Genomic DNA, 22,683 nt, shown 5'->3' with positions numbered 1-22,683 from the left:
ACAGAAACCTATCGAATTCACCGCACTGATTGGTCCCCAATGACGCTCACTGAATTGAAATATATCGTCGCGGTTGCTCGCGAGCGGCATTTCGGCCGCGCGGCCGAGGCGTGCTTCGTCAGCCAGCCGACGCTGTCGGTGGCGATCAAAAAGCTCGAAGACGAACTGAACGTGCAGATTTTCGAGCGCGGCACGAGCGAAGTCAGCGTCACGCCAATCGGCGAACAGATCGTCACCCAGGCGCAACGGGTGCTGGAGCAGACGCTCGCCATCAAGGAAATCGCCAAGCAGGGCAAAGATCCGCTGGTCGGGCCGCTGCGGCTTGGCGTGATCTACACCATCGGGCCGTATCTGTTGCCGACGCTGGTCAAACAGATGATCAAGCGCGTGCCGCAGATGCCGCTGATGCTGCAGGAAAATTACACGCTCAAGCTGATCGAATTGCTGAAACAGGGCGAAATCGACGTCGCCATCATGGCGCTGCCGTTCCCCGAAACCGGCCTGATGCTGCGTCCGCTCTACGATGAGCCGTTTGTCGTGGCGTTGCCGTCCGGCCATGCGTGGGAGCATCGCGCGAAAATCGATCCGGACGATCTCAAGCAGGAAACCATGCTGCTGCTCGGCAGCGGCCATTGCTTCCGCGATCACGTGCTGGGCGTCTGTCCCGAACTGATGCGCTTCTCGCAGAATGCGGACGGCATCCAGAAGACGTTCGAAGGCTCGTCGCTCGAGACGATTCGTCATATGGTGGCGAGCGGGGTCGGCATCACGGTGTTGCCGCGCATGTCGGTGCATGAAGTGAAGGCGCATGCGGGCGGCATCGATGCCGGGCTGCTCAGCTATGTCGCCTTCGACGATCCGGTGCCGGATCGTCGTGTGGTGCTGGCCTGGCGCAAGAGCTTCACGCGCATGCCGGCTATCGACGCCATCTGCGACGCCATCAATGCCTGCGACCTGCCGGGCGTGAGCAAGCTCGATCTGCCCGTCGCGGTGAACTGAGCGCCTTTCCTGGCAAGGCCGGCGCCCCTGCGCGCCGGCTGGCAGTATCGAGGGCCGATAGCCTCGGCCCCTATCGAATAGATAAAATTAATCAAATGCCAATTTTCGATAGCATTGTTATAGTTTCCTCCATGGATCGCCCGATCCAACAAGACACGGAGGAAGTCATGACCCAGTCTCAAGCGCAGCAAGCCCAGCCTGTTTCCACCCAACGCATTGTTTCGGCCGGCCGCCTCTCGGCGTCGATTGACAGTTTGCGCACGGTGGCGTTCGCGCTGCTGGTCGATCGCGCGCTGAGCGCCTGAGTCAGCCGCTTCGTTCAGTCCGGGCGGTCTCGCGCAGTTATCGCCCCATTGCCTTCCGCATAAAAACACCATCTCGACAGGAATACACGATGTCCGAAAGCAAACTCACAACGGCCGCTGGCGCACCCGTCGCCGACAACCAGAATTCGATGACCGCCGGCGTTCGGGGACCGGTCGTGCTGCAAGACGTCTGGCTGCTCGAAAAACTCGCGCACTTCGATCGCGAAGTGATTCCGGAGCGCCGCGTGCACGCCAAGGGTTCGGGCGCGTTCGGCACGCTGAGGGTCACGCACGACATTTCGCGCTACACGAAGGCCAAGGTGTTCGCCGAGGTCGGCAAGGAAACGCCGCTCTTCATGCGCTTTTCGACGGTGGCCGGCGAACGCGGCGCCGCCGATGCGGAACGCGACGTGCGCGGCTTCTCGATCAAGTTCTATACGGAAGAGGGCAACTGGGACATCGTCGGCAATAACACGCCGGTGTTCTTCATCCGCGATCCGCTCAAGTTCCCGGACTTCATCCACACGCAAAAGCGCGATCCGTACACCAACATGCGTAGCAACGTGGCGGCGTGGGACTTCTGGTCGCGTCATCCGGAATCGCTGCATCAGGTGACGATTCTCATGAGCGATCGTGGCATTCCGCAGAACTACCGCCAGATGCACGGCTTCGGCTCGCATACGTTCTCGTTCATCAACGAGCAGGACGAGCGTTTCTGGGTGAAGTTCCACTTCAAGTCGATGCAGGGCATCGAGAACTACACCGACGCCGAAGCCGGCCAGGTCGTCGCACAGGATCGCGAAAGCGCGCAGCGCGATCTGGTCGACAACATCGATCAGGGCAACTTCCCGAAATGGCGTTTCTGCATCCAGGTGATGCCGGAAGCGGATGCCGTGACGTACCGCTACAACCCGTTCGATATTACGAAGGTGTGGCCGTACAAGGACTACCCGCTGATCGACGTCGGCACGATCGAGCTGAACCGCAACGCGCAGAACTATTTCGCCGATGTCGAGCAGGCCGCCTTCACGCCGGCCAACGTGGTGCCGGGAATCGGCTTCTCGCCCGACCGTCTGCTGCAAGGACGTCTGTTCTCATACGGCGACACGCAGCGCTATCGCCTTGGCATCAACCACCATCAGATTCCGGTGAATGCCTCGCGGGTGCAGCGTCAGCATTCGTTCCATCGTGACGGCGCGATGCGCACGGACGGCAATCTCGGCAGCAACGTGAACTACGAGCCGAACCGCTTCGCCGATTTCGCGCAGGACCGCAACGCCGCCGAGCCGCCGCTCGCCGCGGGCGCCGTGGACCGCTACAACCACCGCGACGACGAGGACTACTACAGCCAGCCGGCGGCGCTGTTCCGGTTGTTCGACGCGGCGCAGCGCGAGCGCTTTTTCGGCAACATCGCACGCCATATCAACGGCGTGCCGCAGGAGATCGTCGCGCGTCAGATGGAGCATTTCCGTCGTATCGACCCGGCCTATGCCGACGGTGTCGCAGCGGCTCTCGCGGCGCTGCAGAAGGCGGCGAAGTAAGCATCGCCCGAAGTACCACGAAGCCGGCACACCGCCGGCAAGCAGGACGAACAAGCGGGCTCGGGCGGCGGCATCAGCAGCACCGCCTGAGCCCGATCCGATATAGCGGATTGGCGCATCGGCGTCGTGCCGGTTCGAAGATGCAGCGAAGGAGAACGATCATGGTCCAGATGTTGAGTACCGGCGGTGCGCGGATCGCACGCGATGCACGCCTCGTCTTTGGCGGCAACTTTTCGCGCAAGCTGATTGGCCTCGCCATCGTGACGGGCGGTTACGCATTGATTGCGTCGCACGCGTTGCAACATCTTTCGGGCCACTGACGCTGGCTCAGCCGGACCCTATTGGGTCCACGCAGCCGGCGTTACGCCTGGGTTTTCATACGGAGGTTGTCATGTCGCTTCACCCTACCCGCAACGCGCTGCCGGAAACGATCCGGCGCACGTCGGTCGATCTGCTGGCTCAATCGCTCGTCACCGCAATCGACGTGCAGCGGCAAGCCAAGCAGGCGCATTGGAACGTGAAAGGTCCGAATTTTATCGCGCTGCATCTGCTGTTCGACGAGCTTCACACGGCCGCTATCGAATGGGCTGACCTGAGCGCCGAGCGCCTGGTCGCACTCGGTGGCACGGCCGATGGCCGGGTGCAGCAGGTGGCGGCAAAAACGTCGATCGATGCCTATCCGCTCGACTTGCAGGATGGCGCGGACCACGTGCGCCAGATCGCGACCGTGCTGGCCGCATACGGGCAGCAGATGCTCGAGGCAATCGACAAGTCGGGTGAGGCGGGCGATCCGGCGACGTCCGATCTGTTCACGGAGATTTCGCGCGCAGTCGACGATTATCTGTGGAAGGTCGAAGCCCACAACTACGCGAAGTAGCGTGGTGAGAGGTGCTGCGCGGCGGCGCAAGATGCGCGCGCCGGTTTGAGGTTGTCGACGCTCCCACGACGTCGGGGTGCTATGCGGTTTGCGGCTGGCTGCCGCACAAAGTTTGCGTGTTTGTACGATAAACTGGCGGACATTCGCGGATTCATGCCGTGCGTTATGCGCGCGTCATGGTCCGCCTGCCGCTTCGCATCACTCTTAAAGGAGTCGTCATGGCCAAGAAAGAAACCGTGCAACACGTCAATATCGGTATCAGCGACAAAGACCGCAAGAAGATTGCCGACGGCCTGTCGCATCTGCTCGCCGACACGTACACGCTGTATCTGAAAACGCACAACTTCCACTGGAACGTCACGGGGCCGATGTTCAACACGCTGCACCTGATGTTCGAGACGCAGTACAACGAACTGGCGCTGGCCGTCGATTCGATCGCCGAACGCATCCGTGCGCTGGGCGTGCATGCACCGGGCAGCTACAAGGAGTTTGCGAAGCTGTCGTCGATCCCGGAAGCGGACGGCGTGCCGGCTGCAGAAGAAATGATTCGCCAGCTGGTGGAAGGTCAGGAAGCCGTGGTGCGCACCGCGCGCGGCATTTTCCCGGCCACGGAAGCCGCTAACGACGAACCGACCGCCGACCTGCTGACGCAACGCATGCAGATCCACGAAAAGACCGCATGGATGCTGCGTTCGATGCTGGCGTAAGCGGTTGCCGCAGGAATGGCTGATGCACGAGGCCTCCCTGAACGGGAGGCTTTTTTGTGGGCGCGGGTTGTTGACCGCCGCGCTGCATCTGCAAGCCACCGCCGCGCTGCGCGCTTGTGCCGCCCGGGTCGCGCACATACCTTAAAATGTCGCCACTGCCCGCACTCGACAACGCCCGCCCATGTTCGCCCGACTCCCCCTGTATCTGCGCCTCGTCCGCATGGACAAGCCGATCGGCAGCCTGCTGCTGCTGTGGCCGACGCTTAACGCGTTGTGGATTGCGTCGGACGGGCGTCCGTCGCTGTCGCTGCTGGTGATCTTCGCGCTGGGCACGATCCTGATGCGCTCGGCCGGCTGTGCCATCAACGATTACGCCGACCGCGATTTCGACCGTTACGTGAAGCGCACCGAAAACCGGCCGCTTACCTCGGGCAAGATCAAGGCGTGGGAAGCGCTGGCGCTCGCCGGAGTGCTCGCGCTGGTGTCGTTTCTGCTAATTTTGCCGCTCAATACGCTGACGAAAGAGCTCTCGGTGGCGGCGCTGTTCGTGGCGGGTTCGTATCCGTTCACCAAGCGGTTCTTCGCGATTCCGCAGGCGTATCTCGGCATTGCGTTCGGCTTTGGCATTCCGATGGCCTTCGCCGCCGTGCAGGGCCACGTGCCGATGCTCGCGTGGCTGATGCTGCTCGCTAACGTGTTCTGGTCGGTGGCATACGACACTGAATACGCGATGGTCGACCGCGACGACGACATCAAGATCGGCATCCGTACTTCGGCGCTGACCTTCGGCCGTTACGACGTCTTCGCGATCATGCTGTGCTACGCGTTCACGCTCGGCATCTATATCCGCATTGGCCTGACGCTCGGCTTTGGCCCGCTGTACTGGCTCGGCTGGGCCGCGGCCGCGGGTTGCGCGATTTACCACTACACGCTGATCCGCCATCGCGAGCGCATGTCCTGCTTCGCCGCCTTCCGGCATAACAACTGGCTCGGCGGGGCGCTATTCGCGGGGATCGCGGCGCATTACGCGGCCGCGTCCTTCTGAGGCTGCCGCGCGCCTTATTGCTTGCCGAACTCGTCGCCCATTTCCTTCGCGCGGGCATCGGCGGCCAGCACGCCGCGCACGATCGCATCCTTGATGCCGCTTGCGTCGAACGAGGCCAGTGCCGCCGCCGTCGTGCCGCCCTTCGATGTCACCCGTTCGCGCAACACGCCTGGTGGCTCGTCGGATTGCGCCGCCAGTTGAGCCGCGCCGGTGAAGGTGGCGACAGCCAGCGCGCGGCCCTGGGCCTTGTCCATGCCGAGTTGGCGCGCGGCTTCCTGTAGCGCCTCGATGAAGTAAAACACGTAGGCCGGGCCGCTTCCTGAAATGGCGGTCACGGCGTCGATCTTCGCCTCGTCGTCGAACCACACCGTCTCGCCCACGGCGCCCAGCACCTCGGCGGCGAGCGCCCGGTCGGCGGCGTCGACACTGCCGGTGGCCGTCAGACCCGCCACGCCCATGCCGATCAGCGCGGGCGTATTCGGCATCACGCGCACGATGCGCCGATGGCCGTCGAGCCAGCGCGACAGGTCGGCGCTGCGAATGCCGGCGACGATGCTGATGACCACCTGCCTCTCGCCCAGATGCGGCGCCAGTCCTTCCGCTACGGTCTTGAGAATCTGCGGCTTCACGGCCAGCACGATGGCGTCGAACGGCGCGAGCGCGGCGTCCGCGCCGGCGCCCGTGCGAATGCCGAATTGCCGCTCGTTGCGCTTGCGGGCGTCTTCGTTGGGATCGATCGCGTACAGGTCAGCGGGCGCGACGCCATGCTTGATCAGACCGCCGATGATTGCAGCGGCCATGTTGCCGCCGCCGATGAAGGCAATTTTCATGATGTTCCGGGGAAGGTCAGTTGGAGTAGTCGCGGGCGCCGAAAATCGCCGTGCCGACGCGCACGATCGTCGCGCCTTCGAGCACCGCGGCTTCGAGATCGCCCGACATGCCCATCGAGAGCGTATCGAGGTCGAGTCCGGCGGCGCGCAGTTGCTCGAACAGTTCGCGCAGCTTTCGATGCGGCCCGCGTTGTTCCTCGATGGTTTCGGCCGGCTCGGGAATCGACATCAGCCCGCGCAGACGCAGTTGCGGCAGCGCCGCGATCGCCTGCGCCACCTCGGCCGCCTCGGCCGGCGTCACACCCGCCTTCGATGCCTCGCCACTCACGTTCACCTGCAGGCACACATTGAGCGGTGGCAGATGCGCCGGACGCTGCTCGGCAAGCCGTTGCGCGATCTTCAGGCGGTCGACCGAATGCACCCAGTCGAAATTTTCCGCCACCGGACGCGTTTTGTTCGATTGCAGCGGCCCGATGAAATGCCATTCGAGCGAGGCGCGCAGATCGGCCAGCGCCGCGATTTTCGTCAACGATTCCTGCACGTAGTTCTCGCCGAATCCAAGCTGACCGGCCGCATGCGCGGCGCGCACGTCTTCGGCGGGAAAAGTCTTCGAAACCGCGAGCAGGGTGATCGAGCGCGGGTCGCGCCCGGCAAGCTGCGTGGCGAGCGCGATGCGCTCAGAAACCGCGTGGAGGTTGTGTTCGAGATCGGGCATGAGACGTCGGAGGAAAGCTGCACAGGGCGATGGATCCGATTATACGGACCCCCGCTGCGCAACCTCATCCATCACGCGGACAACATATGTTCGACGAGTTCGATCCAATGGGCCACCGGCGTCGCCGTGCCGCTTTGCAGATGCGCAATGCAGCCGACGTTTGCCGAGACGATGACCTGCGGTTCCTGCTCCTTGAGCTTCTCGAGCTTCTGGTCGCGCAGCGCATAAGAGAGCGCGGGCTGGGTCAGCGAATAGGTGCCGGCCGAGCCGCAGCACAGATGGCTGTCGGCGGGCAGGCGCACTTCGATGCCGAGCGCGGTCAAAACGTGTTCGACCTTGCCGCGCAACTGCTGGCCATGCTGCAGCGTGCAGGGCGGGTGGAACGCCACGGTATGGACGGCGCGGCGGCGTGCCACGGCAACCAGCGCTTCTTCGAACTCCGGCAGAATCTCGGAGATATCGCGCGTCAGTTCGACGATGCGTTGCGCCTTCTGCGCGTATTTCGGATCGTCGCGCAGCAGATGCGCGTATTCCTTGACCGTCGCGCCGCAGCCCGACGCATTCATCACGATCGCTTCCACGCCCTGTTCGACATACGGCCACCAGGCGTCGATATTGGCGCGGATGTCGTCGAGCGCCTCGTCGTTATAGCCCAGATGCAGCCGGATCGCGCCGCAGCAGCCGGCCTCGGAGGCGATCACCGTCTCGACGCCGAGCTTGTCCAGGACACGTGCGGTGGCCACGTTGACGTTCGGCATCATCGAAGGCTGCACGCAACCGGCCAGCATCAGCATCTTGCGCTCGTGTTTTGCGGTGGGCCATTCGAGCGGGCGCTGGCGGGCCGGCACCTTGTCGCGCAGTTTCTTCGGCAGGAATGCGCGCACGTGCTGGCCGAGGCGCATGGCCGGCGTGAACAGCGCGCTGTTCGGCACGAAGCTCGCGAGCAGGCGCCGCAGCAACCGTTGGCCGAGCGGACGGGTCACCGTCTCCTCGGTGATCTTGCGGCCGATTTCCACCAGCCGCCCGTACTGCACGCCTGACGGGCAGGTGGTTTCGCAATTGCGGCAGGTCAGGCAGCGGTCCAGATGCACCTGGGTGCTGCGAGTCACCTCCGCGCCTTCGACCATCTGCTTGATCAGGTAGATGCGCCCGCGCGGCCCGTCGAGCTCGTCGCCGAGCAACTGATAGGTCGGGCAGGTGGCGGTGCAGAAGCCGCAGTGCACGCATTTGCGCAGGATGGCTTCGGCTTCGGCGCCATCGGCGCTGTGGCGAATGAATTCCGCGAGATTGGTTTGCATCGCGCCGCTCAGAAGTCGGGGTAGAGCCGGCCGCGATTGAAGATGCGGGCGGGGTCGAAAGCGGCCTTCAGGCCGCGATGGATTTTCATCAGCGGGGCGGGCAAGGGTGTAAACACACCGGCGCTGCGGTCATAGCCCTGGCCGGTGCGGAAGATGGTGGCATGGCCGCCGGCCTGCTTGGCGCTGATGCGCACGGTTTGCGCGTCGGTGTCGGTGATCCACCAGCGCTGGCCGCCGCCCCATTCCATCAACTGGGCGCCCGGCAGTGACAGCGGTTCGGTGATCGACGGCAGCGCCAGGCGCCACAAGGCGGTCCTGGGTCCGATGCCGGCAAAGAACGGGTCGGTCTGTTCGCGCAGGCCGGCCCAGAACCGCTCGGCTTCGACGGCGTCCACCACCTCGCCGCCGAGCGCCGAGCGCGCCGATTTGACGGCCGCTTCGGCGCCGCCGAGGCGCACCGCCAGCGTGCCGTGACGCCACGCGCTCGCCGTGATGGGCAGCGGACGGCCGCCCCATTCGTTGAGCTTGCGGACTGCGTCAGTGCCGTTCATGTCGAATTTGAGCGTGGCTTCGGCCTTCGGGAACGGCAGCACCTTCACCGACAGCTCCAGGATCAGCCCAAGGGTGCCGAGCGACCCGGCCAACAGCCGCGAGACGTCGTAACCCGCCACATTTTTCACCACCTGGCCGCCGAAATGCAGCACCTGGCCCTGGCCGTTCATCAGGACCGCGCCGAGCACAAAGTCGCGCGCGGCGCCCGCGGCCGGCCGGCGCGGCCCGGCGATGCCCGCCGCGATGCAGCCGCCGAAGGTGGCGCTGGGCCCGAAATGCGGCGGCTCGAAGGCCAGCATCTGGGCGTGGTCGGCCAGCGCCGCCTCGATTTCCAGCAGCGGCGTGCCAGCCCGCGCGGTAATGACGAGCTCGGCCGGGTCGTAGGCGATGATGCCGCGATGCGCGCGCGTGTCGAGGATATCTCCCTCCAGCGTCTGCCCGTACCAGTCCTTGGTGCCCCCGCCGCGAATGCGTAGCGGGCGGCCTTCGGCGGTGGCCGAACGGATGCGTTCGGACCATGCGGCGACGATGTCGTCCTCTTCCATGGTGTCCTGCTTCGTTGTGTTTCGCTCGATTGTACCTGGCAGGCACATGCTGACAACCCGGAGCGGACCCGCATCGGGTTGTCTGTCGAAGGCCTGCGGCGGGATTCTACGGCTGGGCGGCGGCCCGAACGGGTCGCCTAAAACCTCGGCAAGTCGGGACGGGGCAGCAGGCCGCCGCGCACGTGCATCTTGCCGTACTCGGCACAGCGCGCCCGCGTCGGGATGCCCTTGTCCGGGTTCAGCAGGCCGGGCGGGTCGAAAGCGCGCTTGACGGCGTGGAACGCGTCGCGCTCTTCAGGCGAAAACTGCACGCACATCGAGTTGATCTTTTCGATGCCGACGCCGTGTTCGCCCGTCACCGTGCCGCCCAGCTCGACGCACGTCTCGAGGATGTCCGAGCCGAACGCCTCGGCGCGGTGCCATTCGTCCAGATCGTTGCCGTTGAACAGGATCAGCGGATGCATGTTGCCGTCGCCGGCGTGGAAGACGTTCATGCAGCGTAACCTGTACTTCTGCTCCATCGCCTCGATACGTGCGAGCAACGGCCCGATGCTGCGGCGCGGCACGGTGCCGTCCATGCAGTAGTAATCCGGCGAGATACGGCCCGCGGCGGGAAACGCATTCTTGCGGCCGGACCAGAAACGCAGCCGCTCGCTTTCCGAGCGCGAAATCTGGATGCGCGTGGCGCCATGTTCGCGCAAGACAGCCGTCATGCGGACGATTTCGTCGGCCACTTCCTCGGCCGTGCCGTCCGATTCGCACAGCAGGATGGCGGCGGAGTCGAGGTCGTAACCGGCTTTGACGAACTCCTCGACGGCGCGCGTCGCGGGCTTGTCCATCATTTCGAGACCTGCCGGAATGATGCCCGCCGCGATAATGCCGGCGACCGCGTCGCCGCCTTTCACGACGTCGTCGAAACTCGCCATCACGACCTGCGCCGTTTGCGGCTTGGGGATCAGCTTGACGGTCACTTCGGTGACGATCGCAAACATGCCCTCGCTACCGATCAGCACCGCCAGCAGGTCGAGCCCCGGCGCATCGGGCGCGAGCGAGCCGAACTCGACCACTTCGCCTTCCATCGTAATGGCGCGTACCCGCAAGACGTTGTGCACTGTCAGACCATATTTCAGGCAATGCACGCCGCCGGAATTTTCCGACACGTTGCCGCCGATCGTGCACGCAATCTGTGAGGAAGGATCGGGCGCGTAGTAGAGCCCATACGGCGCGGCGGCTTCGGAAATAGCCAGATTACGCACGCCTGGCTGAACCGTCGCGGTACGTGCATAGGAGTCCACTTCGACGATTTTTCTGAAGCGCGCAAGCGACACCACCACGCCGTGTCGGATCGGCATGGCGCCGCCCGACAGACCCGTGCCGGCGCCGCGCGGCACGATGGGCACGTCGAGCCGATGGCAGATCTGCACGATGCGCTGCACCTGCGATTCGGTTTCCGGCAGGGCCACCGCCAGCGGCAGCCGGCGATAGGCGGCAAGACCGTCGCACTCGTAGGCGACGGTGTCTTCCTCGCGGTACAGCAGGCAATGGGTCGGCAACACGGCCATCAGTGCCTGCACGACTTCGCGTTGGCGCTGCGCGAGCACTTCAGCCGACAGTTCGGCGGGTGCGTTCATCTTTCCTCTCCTCGTACTCCGTTGCGCCGCGGCCTTGCCGCGCGAGGTATGACAGGGCCAGCGGGCGAATCCTACGCCGCCCACGAGAAAATCTTGCCGGGATTCATCAGATTACGCGGATCGAGCGCGTGCTTGATTGCGCGCATCGTATCTACGGCCACCTCGCCGTGCTCTTCCAGCAGGAAGCCCATCTTGTGCAGCCCGACGCCATGTTCGCCGGTGCAGGTGCCGCCCATGCGCAGCGCGCGCTGCACGATGCGCTGGTTGAGGCGTTCGGCTTCCGCGAGTTCTTCGGGCCTGGCCGGGTCGATCAGGATGGCGACGTGGAAATTGCCGTCGCCCACATGGCCGACGATCGGACACGGCAGCGGCGAGGCGAGCAGGTCCTGCTCGGTTTCGACCACGCATTGGGCGAGTTGCGAGATCGGCACGCAGACGTCGGTGGTGACGGCGCGGCAGCCGGGCTTCAGTTGCAGCATCGCGAAATAGGCGTTGTGGCGCGCATTCCATAGACGGCTGCGATCCTCGGGACGCGTGGCCCATTCGAAGCCTTCGCCCGCGTTTTGCGCGGCGATCTCCTGAACCGTTTCCGCCTGCTCCTTCACGCCGGATTCGGTGCCGTGGAACTCGAAGAACAGCGTGGGTGCCTCGCGCAGCGTGAGGTTCGAGTGACGGTTGATGGCGCGGATGGCGAGTGAATCGACGAATTCCACGCGCGCGATCGGCACGCCCGTCTGAATGGTTTCGATGACGGCGCGCACCGCGTCGCCCATCGACGCAAACGTGCACACCGCGGCCGAGATGGCTTCCGGCTGCGGATAGAGCCGCAGCGTGATTTCGGTGATGACGCCGAGCGTGCCCTCCGAGCCGACGAACAGGCGGGTCAGGTCATACCCGGCCGCCGACTTGCGGGCTCGCGTGCCGGTCTTGATGACCCGGCCATCCGCCAGCACGGCGCGCAGACCGAGCACGTTTTCGCGCATCGTGCCGTAGCGCACGGCGTTGGTGCCCGACGCGCGCGTCGCCGACATGCCGCCGATACTGGCATCCGCGCCTGGATCGATGGGGAAAAAGAGGCCGGTGTCGCGTAGCGCTTCGTTCAGTTGCTTGCGGGAGATGCCCGGCTCGACGGTGACGGTGAGGTCTTCCGCATTGATCGACAGCACGCGGTTCATCTCCGACAGATCGATCGACACGCCCCCCTGCACGGCCAGCAGATGACCCTCCAGCGACGAACCGTTGCCATACGGAATGACCGGCACGCCGTATTGCGCGCAAAGCCTGACAATGGCCTGCACGTCTTGTGTGGTGCGGGCGAACACCACGGCGTCGGGCAATTGCGGATCGAACGGCGACTCGTCCCGGCCATGATGGGCGCGCACGGCTTCGGCGGTCGAGACGCGCTCACCAAAGGCGGACTTCAGCGAGGTGAGCAACTCGACGGGGAACGGACGGCGCAAGGGGGCCGGCGGCGCGGGATGGTTCACAGGTGTCTCCTGAGTGACGGGCATGGCGTCTGTACTTCCGTTTCATTTTACGCCGATCGTCCGATGACCGGCGTCCAGCCGGGCCGGCCGATCCTATAATGGCCGCGGAAATGGCGCTGGCGCGGAATTATCCGTAAAGACCCTGCGAAATACCCGATGCCGGTATGAAGCAAACCGAAGCAGACGCATCCGACACTGAAAGGACGGCAGACATCATGGGCAACCGCTTGAGCAAGATCGCCACCCGCACCGGCGACGACGGCAGCACGGGTCTGGGCGATGGCCGCCGGGTGAGCAAGGACGCCGCGCGGATCGCCGCGATTGGCGACGTGGACGAACTCAACTCGAATCTCGGCGTGCTGCTCTGCGAAACCTTGCCCGATAACGTGCGGGCGGCGCTCACGGCGATCCAGCATGACCTGTTCGATCTCGGCGGCGAGCTTTGCATTCCCGGCCACACCATGATTACCGACCCGCATCTGGCGCAACTCGACGCGTGGCTCGCCGAATACAACGCGACCCTGCCGCCGCTCAAGGAGTTTATTTTGCCCGGTGGGTCGCGGGCTGCCGCGCTGGCGCACGTGTGCCGGACGGTGTGCCGACGTGCCGAGCGCGCCATCGTGGCGCTGGGCCAGGCGGAGACGATCAACGCGGCGCCGCGCCAATATGTCAACCGCTTGTCCGACCTGCTGTTCGTGTTGGCCCGCGTGCTGAATCGCGCGGACGGCGGCAGCGATGTGCTCTGGCAGCACGAACGCGGCTCGAAGTAGGGCGGTAGTAGTAAGACCTCGGCTTAGCCACTGCAAGCCGGCAAAGCGCGCTACTGTCAATAAATACCCTGTGCGACCGGGAACCGGCCCGCGCGCCTCAGCCTACGGCCAGCGTGACCGGCTTGCCGATCCGGCCCATCATTTCGATCAGCGTGTCGAGCGTGAACTTGGTGGTCTTCTTGTTGACCACGTCGGACACCCGCGGGCGCGACACCATCAGAATCTCAGCGGCTTCCGCCTGTTTCAGATGGTGCTCGTCGATCCAGGTAGACAGCTCCGCCATCAGTTGCTCCTTCAGCAGCCGGGTGTCGTTGATTTCTTTTTGCGACGCCGCGTGCAGCCGTGCCGCTTCCTCAGCGGGAAAGCCGAGCTGGAGGAAGAGGTTGTCTCCCGGCTTCGTTACGTGACGGATTTTGGTATCGATCGTCATTGCTATGCCTCGTTATGGTTGACTACGGCGCGATAGCGCGCCTTTCCAATCTGAACGTCGTGCCGGCTCGTGACCTGGGTCTTTTTGTGGAAGCAGTGCAGAACGTAAATGGCGTGTTCCAGCTTCGCGACGTACATGACCCTATAAGCGCCGCTCGTGTCGTTGAGCCGGATTTCACGCGTGCCGGAACCCACGGTGGGAAAGGATTTCCAGTCGTCCGGGTCCAGGCCTGCCTGGATTTTGCTCAACTGAAAACCGGCCTGCCGACGTGGTTCCTCGGGAAATGCCAGTAAATCTTTGTAGCTGGAGCCCACCCAGCAGATATCTTTTTCGTACTCCATGAGTGCCCTTCATGTATAAAACTTTATACCAATCTCCCGGGAAAGGCAATACGTTTTCCGATCCCGCCTTGGGCAACTACGGTACAGGGTCGGGGCGCGCGCCACCATTCGTCCGTTCGGGTAACTAACCAATTGGCCAGGGTTGAAAGAGGAGCGGAATAGGGGCGAAAAAGAGGTCGCAGAGAGAGGGGGGAAGGGCAGCCAAATGACGGGCGGAGGACGAAAAAAAGCCCGGCTCACTGGCCGGGCTTGCGACATGCGTCTAAAGTTTTTTGAGCAGCGCGACTGCTTAATTACCGCTGCCGCGCGCCACACGGCGCTGTTTGACCGCTTCGGCCAAGCCTTCCAGAACAGCGACACTTTCGTCCCAGCCAATACAGGCGTCGGTCACGCTCTGACCATACGTCAGCGCGCAACCTTCCTTCAGATCCTGACGTCCGGCGACAAGGTGCGATTCCACCATCACGCCGACAATCCGCTCGTCGCCACCAGCAATCTGGCGGCCGATGTCCGCGCACACCGGGATCTGGTTCTCGTGCTTCTTCGAGCTATTGGCATGGCTCGCGTCGATCATCAGACGCGCCGCGAGACCGGCCTTGCCAATGTCGGCACACGCCGCGTTGACGTTTTCCGCGTCGTAGTTCGGCGCTTTGCCGCCGCGCAAAATGATGTGGCAGTCCTCATTGCCGGCTGTCGAGACGATCGCCGAGTGGCCGCCCTTCGTCACCGAGAGGAAATGGTGCGGCTGCGAGGCAGCCTTGATGGCGTCAACGGCGATTTTCACGTTGCCGTCGGTGCCGTTCTTGAAGCCGACCGGACACGACAGACCCGACGCCAGTTCGCGATGCACCTGCGATTCCGTTGTGCGCGCGCCGATTGCGCCCCACGAGATCAGATCGGCGATGTACTGCGGGCTGATCATGTCGAGGTATTCGGTGCCGGCCGGCAAGCCGAGCTCGTTGATGCGCAACAGCAACTCGCGCGCGGTGCGCAGGCCGTCGTTGATCTTGAAGCTGTTGTCCATGTGCGGGTCGTTGATGAGACCCTTCCAGCCCACCGTCGTGCGCGGCTTTTCGAAGTACACCCGCATCACGATTTCGAGTTCGCCCGCGAAGCGCTTGCGCTGCTCGACCAGCCGTCCCGCGTATTCGAGCGCCGCCTGGGTGTCGTGGATCGAGCACGGTCCGATGATCACGATCAGGCGGTCTTCCATGCCGTGCAGGATGCGGTGCATCGACTGGCGCGAATGGTAGATCAGGTCCGAGACTGCTTCTTCGCAGGCGAATTCGCGGATCAGGTGAGCGGGCGGCGTGAGTTCTTTCAATTCTCGAATGCGGACATCGTCAGTGTTGTGTGGGGGCATGGTGGTTCTCCAGGATTCGTTGCGTAGCGTGTTCGTGTGGTTCGTAGCGTGTTTGTGCGGGGCGAAAAAAAACCGCCAGACTCGCTGGCGGTTTTTTCGGGAATTTTGGGTGCCTTACGTGCACTAACACCCCTCTCGATCCGCCAGCGGTCTGAGATGCCAGAAAAAGTAAAAATAAAACTTGGCGGACATGGCGAAAGTGAGGTCGCTGATGAAAAAGGGTGAGTGACTTTATAACCCGCGCAGTCTCGATTGGCAACCGGGCGGCGGTAAAAATGCGGACAATCCGCATACTTCGCGCAAAATTTGCACGAAGTATGCGTGAAACTTCAAATCAGGCTGTGCCGCCAACCGTCATCTTCTCAATACGCAGGGTCGGCTGACCGACGCCCACCGGCACGCTCTGGCCTTCCTTGCCGCACACGCCCACGCCCGAATCGAGTGCCATGTCGTTGCCGATCATGGTGACGTACTTGAGCGATTCCGGGCCGCTGCCGATCAGCGTCGCACCCTTGACCGGGTACGTCACCTTGCCGTTTTCGATCATGTAGGCTTCGGACGCCGAGAACACGAACTTGCCGTTGGTGATATCCACCTGGCCGCCGCCGAAGTTCACCGCATACAGGCCGTTCTTGACCGAGGCGATGATTTCCTGCGGGTCCTTGTCGCCGTTCAACATGTAGGTGTTGGTCATGCGCGGCATCGGCAGGGCGGCGTAAGATTCGCGGCGCGCGTTGCCCGTTACCGGCATCTTCATCAGACGGGCGTTGAGCGTGTCCTGGATGTAGCCCTTCAGGATGCCATCCTCGATCAGTGTGGTGCACTGGGTCGGATTGCCTTCGTCGTCGATGTTCAGCGACCCGCGGCGATTCGGCAGTGTGCCGTCGTCCACCACGGTGACACCCTTGGCCGCCACCTGCTCGCCGATGCGTCCGGCAAATGCCGACGAACCCTTGCGGTTGAAGTCGCCTTCCAGACCATGGCCGATCGCCTCGTGCAGCAGCACGCCGGGCCAGCCCGGTCCGAGCACCACTGTCATCGCGCCGGCCGGAGCCGGGCGGGCGTCGAGGTTGACGAGCGCCGCATGCACGGCGTCGTCCACGTACTTTGACAGCACCGCGTCGGTGAAATAGCCGTAATCGAAACGGCCGCCACCGCCGCCGCTGCCGATCTCGCGGCGGCCGTTCTGCTCGGCGATCACCGTGACGGAGACGCGCACCAGCGGCCGGATGTCGGCGGCCATGGCGCCGTCGCTGCGCGCCACCAGCACCACGTCGTATTCGCCGGCCAGACCCGCCATCACCTGGGTGATGCGCGGATCGCGGCTGCGCGCCATCTGTTCGACGCGCTCCAGCAGTTTGACCTTGGCGGTGGCGTCGAGCGAATGCAGCGGATCGGACGGCAGGTACAGATCACGCCCGGCGACGCCGGTCAGCGCGGACGCCACCTTGATCTTCTGCTTGCCGCCGCCGGCCTTGGCGATCGAGCGGGTGGCGAGCGCCGCCTGGCGAATCGCCTCGGGCGAGAGGTCGTCCGAGTAGGCAAACGCGGTCCGGTCGCCCGACACGGCGCGCACGCCGACCCCTTGGTCGATGCTGAAGCTGCCTGATTTCACGATGCCTTCTTCCAGGCTCCACGCTTCGCTGCGGGTGGCCTGGAAGTACAGGTCCGCGTAGTCGACGCGGTGCGTGAAGATTTCGGCGAGCGTGCGGGTGAGCACGGATTCGTCGAGGCCGTAAGGCGTAAGGAGCACGTCCTTGGCAGTGGCGAGATTGCGGATACCGGGTTCGATGATATTCATGCGAGGTATGTTCTGCTCGATACAAAGTGGTTCGGTTGGCGCACGCGCATCACATACATGGGTGGGCGGCGTCGTACTTTCAATGTCAGGTGCAGCTTTTGGCGCGTTTAGCTCGTCAGCACACGGTGACGCCAGGCCGGCAGGCTTTGCCGGACCTCGTCGATGCGTGCGCGCTCCAGGTTTCCGGCGACGACACCGGCGCCTTCCTCACGTACCGCGACGACCTCGCCCCATGGATCGACCAGCATGCTGTGTCCCCATGTGCGGCGGCCGTTTTCGTGCTTGCCGCCTTGCGCCGCGGCGAGCACGTAGCACTGGTTTTCGACGGCGCGGGCGCGCAGCAGCATCTCCCAGTGCGCACGGCCGGTCGTGTACGTGAAAGCCGAGGGCACCACGATCAGCGCGCAATCGCCCATGCGGCGATATAGCTCCGGAAAGCGCAAATCGTAGCAGACCGATAGCCCGACCCGCCCGAACGGCGCGTCGAAGGTGCGGACTTCCTCGCCGGGGCGGATGGTGCGGGCCTCGTCGAACGATTCGTCACCTTTTTCGAAATTGAACAGGTGGATCTTGTCGTAGCGTGCGGTTTCCTCTCCCTGCGGGTTGAAAACCAGCGTGGTATTGAGGACGCGGGAGGCTTCCGGGGCGGTGATGGGCAGCGTGCCGCCGATCACCCAGACGCCATGGCGGCGCGCCGCATCCGCCAGAAAACGCTGGATCGGGCCGTCGCCGTAGGGTTCGCGCACGCTGAGCTTGTCCGTGTCCTTGAAGCCCATGAAACAGAAATACTCGGGCAGCAGGACCAGTTGGGCGCCGTCGGCGGCGGCCTCGGCGATCAGGCGTTCCGCCTCGGCCAGGTTGCGCTCGCGATCCGGCGTGCTCACCATTTGCAGGGCGGCGACGCGGCTGGACGGCTCTTGGGGTGTTGAGTGGGCGTGGTGTTCGCTCATGAGCGTTTCGAATGACTCCCGGCAGTGAGCAGGCTGGCATGAATCTTCAGGCGCCTGCGTCGATCAACGCTGTCGCGCCGCCGCTTCGGCGCAGCGCGTACCGGCAGTTGGCACGGGCTGCGGGTTTACTGCGCTTGCGCAGTCGAAGCCGGCAGATCCATCTTACCGCGATCGCCGTGCACCCGCTCGACATGCGCTTTTGACCACGAACCGGTGATGGCGTAGTCCATCGCGAAGGCCTTCGAAATGGACTTGGACAGCGCGAAATCGGCGACCAGCGCGGCCAGGCCGAAGAGCGGATTGATTACCGTGGCGGCGACCACGCCGGCCCCGGCGCTGACGGTCGGAACGATGTGCACGTGCAGGTCCTGCGTTTCCTGCGCGAGGTCGATCGAGCCGGTCATCTCGGCGCGGGCGGGCGCCGTCACCATCTTGAAGTTATCCGTGCGGCCGATGCCGTCGCTGATTTGCGCCGTGCCTTTGACGCTTTCGAACGGCAGGCCTTCGCCGATCACGTCGCGGAAATTCAGCGTCGCAAAACGCGCGAGGCTTTGCAGGCTCAGCACGCCCAGCAACTTGGCGACGCCTGGATCGACCTTGAGGATCTGGCCGTGCTCGAGATCCACCGCGAGGTTGCCGTTGAGCGTCGGATAGTCGATGCGGGTCGGCCCGCCGCGCCACACCACCTTGCCCGACAGCGTGCCGCTGCCGCCCTTGAGCGTGCGCGGCTGGCCGGCCCGTTCGAGCAGCGCGCCGGCATCCTTGATGTCGAGCTTGAAATCGAACACGGTGCGCCTGGTGGCGTCTTCGTCGGCGCCGGCGTTGAGGCCGGTCGAGGTGCGCCAGTTGGCGGTGGCGGTCAGCGTGGCGGCCGGGTTGCTGATATTGAGCTTGTCCAGTTGCCAGACGGGTACGCCGTCTTCCTCGAAGTTGTGCGCGTCGACTTCCAGACTGCCGATGTTGTGATCGCGCACGATCAGCTCGTTGACGATCAGATCGATGGACGGCATGTTTTGCGCCGGCGCCGAAATCGCCCGGCCGAGCAGGTCGTTTTCGGTGGCGGACGGAATCACCAGACGGGCGAGGCGCGCCTGCAGCGTGCCGGGCGAGCCTTTGGTCGGACCCGGCAGCCACGCCACATGGCCAGACACCTGATTCGAGGCGACGTTGGCCTGCCAGTTGCCCTTGTCGCGCGAGGCGCCGACGATCACGCTTTCCCAATGGCGCTTGAGCAGCGTCAGCGTGCCGATGTGCACGGCAAAGCGGTTCGGCAGGAATTGCGTCAGCGTGGGGTTGGGAGCGGCCGCAGTCGCCGTTGCAGTTGCGGCCGGGGCCGACGCCGCAGGCGCCGTGGCGGCGGCCTGGCTGCGCATCTGGGTGACGAGGGCGCGCCACTGGTCGGCGTCGAAGGCATCGACGTCGACTGCGGCGGTAACGCCTTCGGCCGGCAGCTCGGCCGGCTTGTTGACGCCCACCGCGCCGGCCACCACGGCCGGCGGCTGGCCCGGCGTGGGGCGCAACAGATAGGTAGCGGCGATTGGGCCGAACTGCAGGTCGGCGCGCTGCAGGCCGGGCTCGCTCGCCATGCTGGCCGGCTTGAAGGTGAAGTGCAGCGGCATCGGCTGGCCGAGCGGCTTGTTGAACGGCGCGGGGAAATCGAGCGCGAGGCCGCTCAGGTCCGAGTTCGCGGTGACGTCCGGCAGGCGTCCTTTCGCGCCGTTCACGCTGAGGTCGTAGGGCGCGCTGCCGCTCATGCGCGTGAGCACCTGCGCGGCCGGTCCATGCAGATTCAGGCCGCGCGCGGCATCCACGGCAATGTGGCCGTTCAGGTCGAGCGCGTAGTTGCCGCCTTTCTGAAAGCCGCCGTTGGCGTGGACGTCGCCGCCGAGGAACTGGCCGGAGAGCCGGTCCAGTTGCGCGGTGTATTCGGTGAAACGGACCTTGCCGGTGAGTTGCGACAGCGGCGGCACGTTGTCCACGCTCAGGCGGTTGTTCTGGAAGCCCAGCGCGCCTTCGACCGCGATATGCGGCTTGGGCGTGCGCGGCACCGTCAGTTTCAGCGCGAGCGAGGCCGGCCCCTCGGCCTCCACCTTTTCGCCGACGTGCTTCGACAGGCCGCCGAGCGCGCTGGCATTGACGTAGTCGATCATGTCGGCGAGCGGGCCACGGCCGTCGCCGTTGATGACGAGGCTCGAGGCCTTGGTGCCGAGGTCGTCGATCTTGCCGCTCACCTTGGTGAGGGCGATGCGCTTGTAATGCGCGCGGTCGACGTCAAAGCGCAGCACGTTCTCTTTCAGCTCGAAGGTGCCGTCGATGCCGTCCAGCGCCGGCCACACATTCGGCGTCACGCCGTCTTTCATCAGACGCGGCGGGAACGGCGAAGGATCGAACTTGCCGCCCCGGAACGGCGCGACGATGTGAAACACGCCGGCAGCCGGATCACGCGAGTAGGGGAATTTGGTGAGGTCGCCGTGGACCTCGATCACCGCGCCGCGCGAGGTGCCGGCCTGCAGTCCGTGACCGAGATAATTGCGCAGCTTCTCGCTGATGCTGGTGGGCAGGTAGCGGACGATGCTGGTTACCTTGGCGTGGTCGAACTTCGCCGTCAGGTCGAGCGAGCCGCGTCCGTGGCCCGGATTGCTGTAATTGGCCGTGACGCTCGCGGCGGTGTCCGCGTTGGCAACCCGCAGTTCCGGCACGGCGATCGCGAACGACTTGTGCTGTTCGCCCGGCGCGGTAGGTTTGACCGTCCACGTGCCGCTGCCCTGCAGGCGGTCGAATTTGAGGCGCGGATCGTCGAACACGCCCGGCAGGGTGAGCGCCACATTGTTGGTGTCGATGTCCATCGAGCCGTGGGTTTCGTCGGCGTCCACTTTGCCCCACAGGTTTTCCACGCCCGGCAGGCCGGCGCGCGGGTGGCCGAGCGGCGTGAGCCCCGGCGGCGGTTCCTGGGCCGCCACGCTGATGCCCTGCAGATCCGCCTTGAAGCGGTAGCGCATGATCGGTTCGGCGCCGCCGGTCCGTTCGCTGTCTGCTTCGCCGGAACTCGGCGTGGCGCGCTCGACCACGATCAGATAGTTCGCCACCAGCCCGCGCGGGTTGAAGCGCACCAGTTCGTTGAGGATGCGCCCCGTGAGCGGCAGCGCGCGGCTGAATTCGGCGAGGATGCCGAGGTCGACGCGGTCGCCCGTCACGCTGAACAACTGGCCGTGCTGCAAGGATGCCTTGCGGTAGTGGCCGGTCAGCGTGGTCAGGGCGAGCGTGCGGGTGAGCGGCGTGCCGTCTTCGAGCGGCGGCTGGCCGAGTTCGGCGTGCATGTGATTCAGCTGCAGCGTGTAGTCGCCCGGCGTCATGTCGACTTTCCACGAGAAGCTCGCCACCGGCACGTCGAGGCGCGGCTGGGTCGGACGCACGCGCATCGAGACGTTGGCGCCCGACAATTCGCCGCTCGCCGATTTCATCCGGCCGTCGCCGAAATCGACCCAGATGGCGTTGTCGATCCGGCCCGCGAAGGTCTCGATGGGAAAGTCGATGTAGTGGGCGAGGGCGGGCAGGTCGACCGGTCCCGTCGACACATAAGCCTGGCCGGTCCAGTTGATCGGCTTGCCGATGGCCCCGAGGCGCGCGTGTCTGAAGTGGGCGCGGAAATCGAGCGGGCCGTGCAGGACGTTGCCGTCCGGCGGCGCCTGTAGCGCGAGGTGGTGATCGTAGCCGTCGTTTAGGATGGCCAGGCGAATGTTCTGCAACGCCAGCTCGGGCGCGTCATGGCGCGCGTCCTTCCAGCGCAATGTGCCGCCGCGCAGAACGATGGCCTGCTGGCGCAGCAGCCAGGTACTGAAGGTGTCGTTGCCCGTGTGGGTGCTCGGCATCGTGACCCCGGCCACGGATAGCGAGCCGTCGCTGCCGCGCGCGATCAGCACGTCCGGCTGATCGACGATCAGGCTTGAGAGAATTGGCTTGAGTTGCCACAGCGAGCTCCACGAAACCGTGGCGGTGGCGTGCGGGATAGCGAGTCCGACCGTGCCGTCGCGGCCGCGGATGGTGAGCGCGGTGACGTCGATGCCGGGCTGGAAACCGCTCCAGTGCGGCGCCAGTTTGCCGATGGTGAGTTGCGCGTGAATCTTCTCGGAGACCAGCGTCTCGATGCGTGGCCGGAACGAATCGACCTGCGGCAGCAGGCCGTAGCGCAGCCCCATGAAGAGCACGGCCGCGATGAAGTAAATGATCAGCGCGATGGCCGCCACGACCCTCAGGGTATGGCGCAGCACCACGTGGTCACCGCCGTGCACTGAACTGATTTGTCCGGGTTCGGGGGGCGCGGCGGATTCGTTTCGCTCGGACATGCGGCGGCGGGGGTGGGCGTATGGTAATTTTGCGGTCTGACGACGAAATGTAACACACGGGCAAGCCCCGACGAATATCCGTCAAAGCCTGTATTCATGCCGAGTTGCGACCTGCTGGGCGGTGCGCGGCAGCGCGCATGGCACCGTGACAAG

The 22,683-nt window shown here is 64.6% G+C and carries 20 protein-coding genes; 8 read left to right on the top strand and 12 right to left on the bottom strand.

Annotated elements, in window-relative coordinates; all coding sequences use genetic code 11:
* Positions 1–39 precede the first annotated feature (39 nt).
* The 7 genes from FQ755_RS35085 to ubiA all read left to right on the top strand — a co-directional run bounded on the left by FQ755_RS35085 (position 40) and on the right by ubiA (position 5,474).
* The gene (locus FQ755_RS35085) at positions 40–999 is read left to right on the top strand and encodes a LysR substrate-binding domain-containing protein (protein WP_144162465.1); all 960 of its coding nucleotides are present in this window, start codon (positions 40–42) and stop codon (positions 997–999) included.
* 167 nt (positions 1,000–1,166) lie between these two features.
* Positions 1,167–1,304 carry a hypothetical protein gene (locus FQ755_RS37735; protein WP_186308749.1) on the top strand — a complete coding sequence of 46 codons (138 nt, stop codon included), beginning with the start codon at positions 1,167–1,169 and terminating at the stop codon, positions 1,302–1,304.
* A gap of 89 nt (positions 1,305–1,393) precedes the next feature.
* Entirely contained in the window at positions 1,394–2,845 is a 1,452-nt protein-coding gene (locus FQ755_RS35080) for a catalase (protein WP_144162462.1), read from the top strand.
* 161 nt (positions 2,846–3,006) lie between these two features.
* Entirely contained in the window at positions 3,007–3,165 is a 159-nt protein-coding gene (locus tag FQ755_RS35075; RefSeq protein ID WP_260859023.1) for a hypothetical protein, read from the top strand.
* Between the two features lie 71 nt (positions 3,166–3,236).
* Positions 3,237–3,722 (top strand): DNA starvation/stationary phase protection protein Dps, encoded by a 486-nt coding sequence (dps, locus tag FQ755_RS35070; RefSeq protein ID WP_144162456.1) that lies wholly within the window; start codon positions 3,237–3,239, stop codon positions 3,720–3,722.
* Positions 3,723–3,940: 218 nt separating this feature from the next.
* Entirely contained in the window at positions 3,941–4,429 is a 489-nt protein-coding gene (locus tag FQ755_RS35065) for a Dps family protein (protein WP_144162453.1), read from the top strand.
* A gap of 181 nt (positions 4,430–4,610) precedes the next feature.
* A complete protein-coding gene (ubiA, locus tag FQ755_RS35060) occupies positions 4,611–5,474 on the top strand; it encodes a 4-hydroxybenzoate octaprenyltransferase (protein ID WP_144162450.1) in 864 nt (287 codons plus the stop codon).
* Positions 5,475–5,488: 14 nt separating this feature from the next.
* Here ubiA and proC read toward each other — a convergent pair whose 3' ends face one another.
* The 6 genes from proC to FQ755_RS35030 form a co-directional block, all read right to left on the bottom strand.
* Positions 5,489–6,304, bottom strand: coding sequence for a pyrroline-5-carboxylate reductase (gene proC, locus FQ755_RS35055; RefSeq protein ID WP_144162447.1), 816 nt, complete (start codon positions 6,302–6,304; stop codon positions 5,489–5,491).
* Between the two features lie 16 nt (positions 6,305–6,320).
* Complete coding sequence (locus FQ755_RS35050; protein WP_144162444.1) at positions 6,321–7,019, bottom strand: YggS family pyridoxal phosphate-dependent enzyme; 699 nt, start codon at positions 7,017–7,019, stop codon at positions 6,321–6,323.
* A 71-nt stretch (positions 7,020–7,090) separates the two neighbouring features.
* On the bottom strand, positions 7,091–8,317 hold the full coding sequence (gene glcF, locus FQ755_RS35045) for a glycolate oxidase subunit GlcF (RefSeq protein ID WP_144162441.1): 1,227 nt from the start codon (positions 8,315–8,317) through the stop codon (positions 7,091–7,093).
* 8 nt (positions 8,318–8,325) lie between these two features.
* Positions 8,326–9,414: a glycolate oxidase subunit GlcE gene (glcE, locus tag FQ755_RS35040; RefSeq protein ID WP_144162438.1), complete on the bottom strand. Its 1,089-nt coding sequence runs from the start codon at positions 9,412–9,414 to the stop codon at positions 8,326–8,328.
* Positions 9,415–9,551: 137 nt separating this feature from the next.
* A complete protein-coding gene (locus FQ755_RS35035; RefSeq protein ID WP_144162435.1) occupies positions 9,552–11,045 on the bottom strand; it encodes an FAD-linked oxidase C-terminal domain-containing protein in 1,494 nt (497 codons plus the stop codon).
* Positions 11,046–11,116: 71 nt separating this feature from the next.
* Positions 11,117–12,532, bottom strand: coding sequence for an FAD-binding oxidoreductase (locus FQ755_RS35030; RefSeq protein ID WP_144162431.1), 1,416 nt, complete (start codon positions 12,530–12,532; stop codon positions 11,117–11,119).
* A gap of 215 nt (positions 12,533–12,747) precedes the next feature.
* Here FQ755_RS35030 and FQ755_RS35025 point away from each other — a divergent pair, with 215 nt between their 5' ends.
* Positions 12,748–13,302, top strand: a complete 555-nt coding sequence (locus tag FQ755_RS35025) for a cob(I)yrinic acid a,c-diamide adenosyltransferase (RefSeq protein ID WP_144162428.1) — start codon at positions 12,748–12,750, stop codon at positions 13,300–13,302.
* A gap of 97 nt (positions 13,303–13,399) precedes the next feature.
* On the opposite strand, the gene FQ755_RS35020 is transcribed toward FQ755_RS35025, so the two are convergent.
* The 6 genes from FQ755_RS35020 to FQ755_RS34995 all read right to left on the bottom strand — a co-directional run bounded on the left by FQ755_RS35020 (position 13,400) and on the right by FQ755_RS34995 (position 22,530).
* A complete protein-coding gene (locus tag FQ755_RS35020) occupies positions 13,400–13,732 on the bottom strand; it encodes a helix-turn-helix domain-containing protein (RefSeq protein WP_144162425.1) in 333 nt (110 codons plus the stop codon).
* A 2-nt stretch (positions 13,733–13,734) separates the two neighbouring features.
* On the bottom strand, positions 13,735–14,073 hold the full coding sequence (locus FQ755_RS35015) for a type II toxin-antitoxin system RelE/ParE family toxin (protein WP_144162422.1): 339 nt from the start codon (positions 14,071–14,073) through the stop codon (positions 13,735–13,737).
* A 289-nt stretch (positions 14,074–14,362) separates the two neighbouring features.
* The gene (gene aroG, locus FQ755_RS35010) at positions 14,363–15,436 is read right to left on the bottom strand and encodes a 3-deoxy-7-phosphoheptulonate synthase AroG (protein ID WP_144162419.1); all 1,074 of its coding nucleotides are present in this window, start codon (positions 15,434–15,436) and stop codon (positions 14,363–14,365) included.
* Positions 15,437–15,770: 334 nt separating this feature from the next.
* Positions 15,771–17,237, bottom strand: coding sequence for a metalloprotease TldD (tldD, locus tag FQ755_RS35005; RefSeq protein WP_144162416.1), 1,467 nt, complete (start codon positions 17,235–17,237; stop codon positions 15,771–15,773).
* A 107-nt stretch (positions 17,238–17,344) separates the two neighbouring features.
* Entirely contained in the window at positions 17,345–18,187 is an 843-nt protein-coding gene (locus FQ755_RS35000) for a carbon-nitrogen hydrolase family protein (protein WP_144162413.1), read from the bottom strand.
* A gap of 125 nt (positions 18,188–18,312) precedes the next feature.
* Positions 18,313–22,530 (bottom strand): YhdP family protein, encoded by a 4,218-nt coding sequence (locus tag FQ755_RS34995; protein WP_144162410.1) that lies wholly within the window; start codon positions 22,528–22,530, stop codon positions 18,313–18,315.
* Positions 22,531–22,683 lie beyond the last annotated feature (153 nt).

This window comes from Paraburkholderia sp. BCC1885, assembly GCF_900996235.1.
Classification (GTDB): Bacteria; Pseudomonadota; Gammaproteobacteria; order Burkholderiales; family Burkholderiaceae; genus Paraburkholderia.
Note: the sequence above shows the minus strand (reverse complement) of the source record. Positions and strands in the feature narration are given on the sequence as shown.

Bases quoted from the DNA above. Each gene is read 5' to 3' on its own strand.
- FQ755_RS35015 (WP_144162422.1), bottom strand. From the start codon at position 14,073: ATGGAGTACGAAAAAGATATCTGCTGGGTGGGCTCCAGCTACAAAGAT.
- glcE (WP_144162438.1), bottom strand. From the start codon at position 9,414: ATGGAAGAGGACGACATCGTCGCCGCATGGTCCGAACGCATCCGTTCG.
- FQ755_RS35065 (WP_144162453.1), top strand. From the start codon at position 3,941: ATGGCCAAGAAAGAAACCGTGCAACACGTCAATATCGGTATCAGCGAC.
- proC (WP_144162447.1), bottom strand. From the start codon at position 6,304: ATGAAAATTGCCTTCATCGGCGGCGGCAACATGGCCGCTGCAATCATC.
- glcF (WP_144162441.1), bottom strand. From the start codon at position 8,317: ATGCAAACCAATCTCGCGGAATTCATTCGCCACAGCGCCGATGGCGCC.
- FQ755_RS34995 (WP_144162410.1), bottom strand. From the start codon at position 22,530: ATGTCCGAGCGAAACGAATCCGCCGCGCCCCCCGAACCCGGACAAATC.
- FQ755_RS35000 (WP_144162413.1), bottom strand. From the start codon at position 18,187: ATGAGCGAACACCACGCCCACTCAACACCCCAAGAGCCGTCCAGCCGC.
- tldD (WP_144162416.1), bottom strand. From the start codon at position 17,237: ATGAATATCATCGAACCCGGTATCCGCAATCTCGCCACTGCCAAGGAC.
- FQ755_RS35085 (WP_144162465.1), top strand. From the start codon at position 40: ATGACGCTCACTGAATTGAAATATATCGTCGCGGTTGCTCGCGAGCGG.
- aroG (WP_144162419.1), bottom strand. From the start codon at position 15,436: ATGCCCCCACACAACACTGACGATGTCCGCATTCGAGAATTGAAAGAA.
- FQ755_RS37735 (WP_186308749.1), top strand. From the start codon at position 1,167: ATGACCCAGTCTCAAGCGCAGCAAGCCCAGCCTGTTTCCACCCAACGC.
- ubiA (WP_144162450.1), top strand. From the start codon at position 4,611: ATGTTCGCCCGACTCCCCCTGTATCTGCGCCTCGTCCGCATGGACAAG.
- FQ755_RS35075 (WP_260859023.1), top strand. From the start codon at position 3,007: ATGGTCCAGATGTTGAGTACCGGCGGTGCGCGGATCGCACGCGATGCA.
- FQ755_RS35080 (WP_144162462.1), top strand. From the start codon at position 1,394: ATGTCCGAAAGCAAACTCACAACGGCCGCTGGCGCACCCGTCGCCGAC.
- dps (WP_144162456.1), top strand. From the start codon at position 3,237: ATGTCGCTTCACCCTACCCGCAACGCGCTGCCGGAAACGATCCGGCGC.
- FQ755_RS35020 (WP_144162425.1), bottom strand. From the start codon at position 13,732: ATGACGATCGATACCAAAATCCGTCACGTAACGAAGCCGGGAGACAAC.
- FQ755_RS35050 (WP_144162444.1), bottom strand. From the start codon at position 7,019: ATGCCCGATCTCGAACACAACCTCCACGCGGTTTCTGAGCGCATCGCG.
- FQ755_RS35035 (WP_144162435.1), bottom strand. From the start codon at position 11,045: ATGAACGCACCCGCCGAACTGTCGGCTGAAGTGCTCGCGCAGCGCCAA.
- FQ755_RS35025 (WP_144162428.1), top strand. From the start codon at position 12,748: ATGGGCAACCGCTTGAGCAAGATCGCCACCCGCACCGGCGACGACGGC.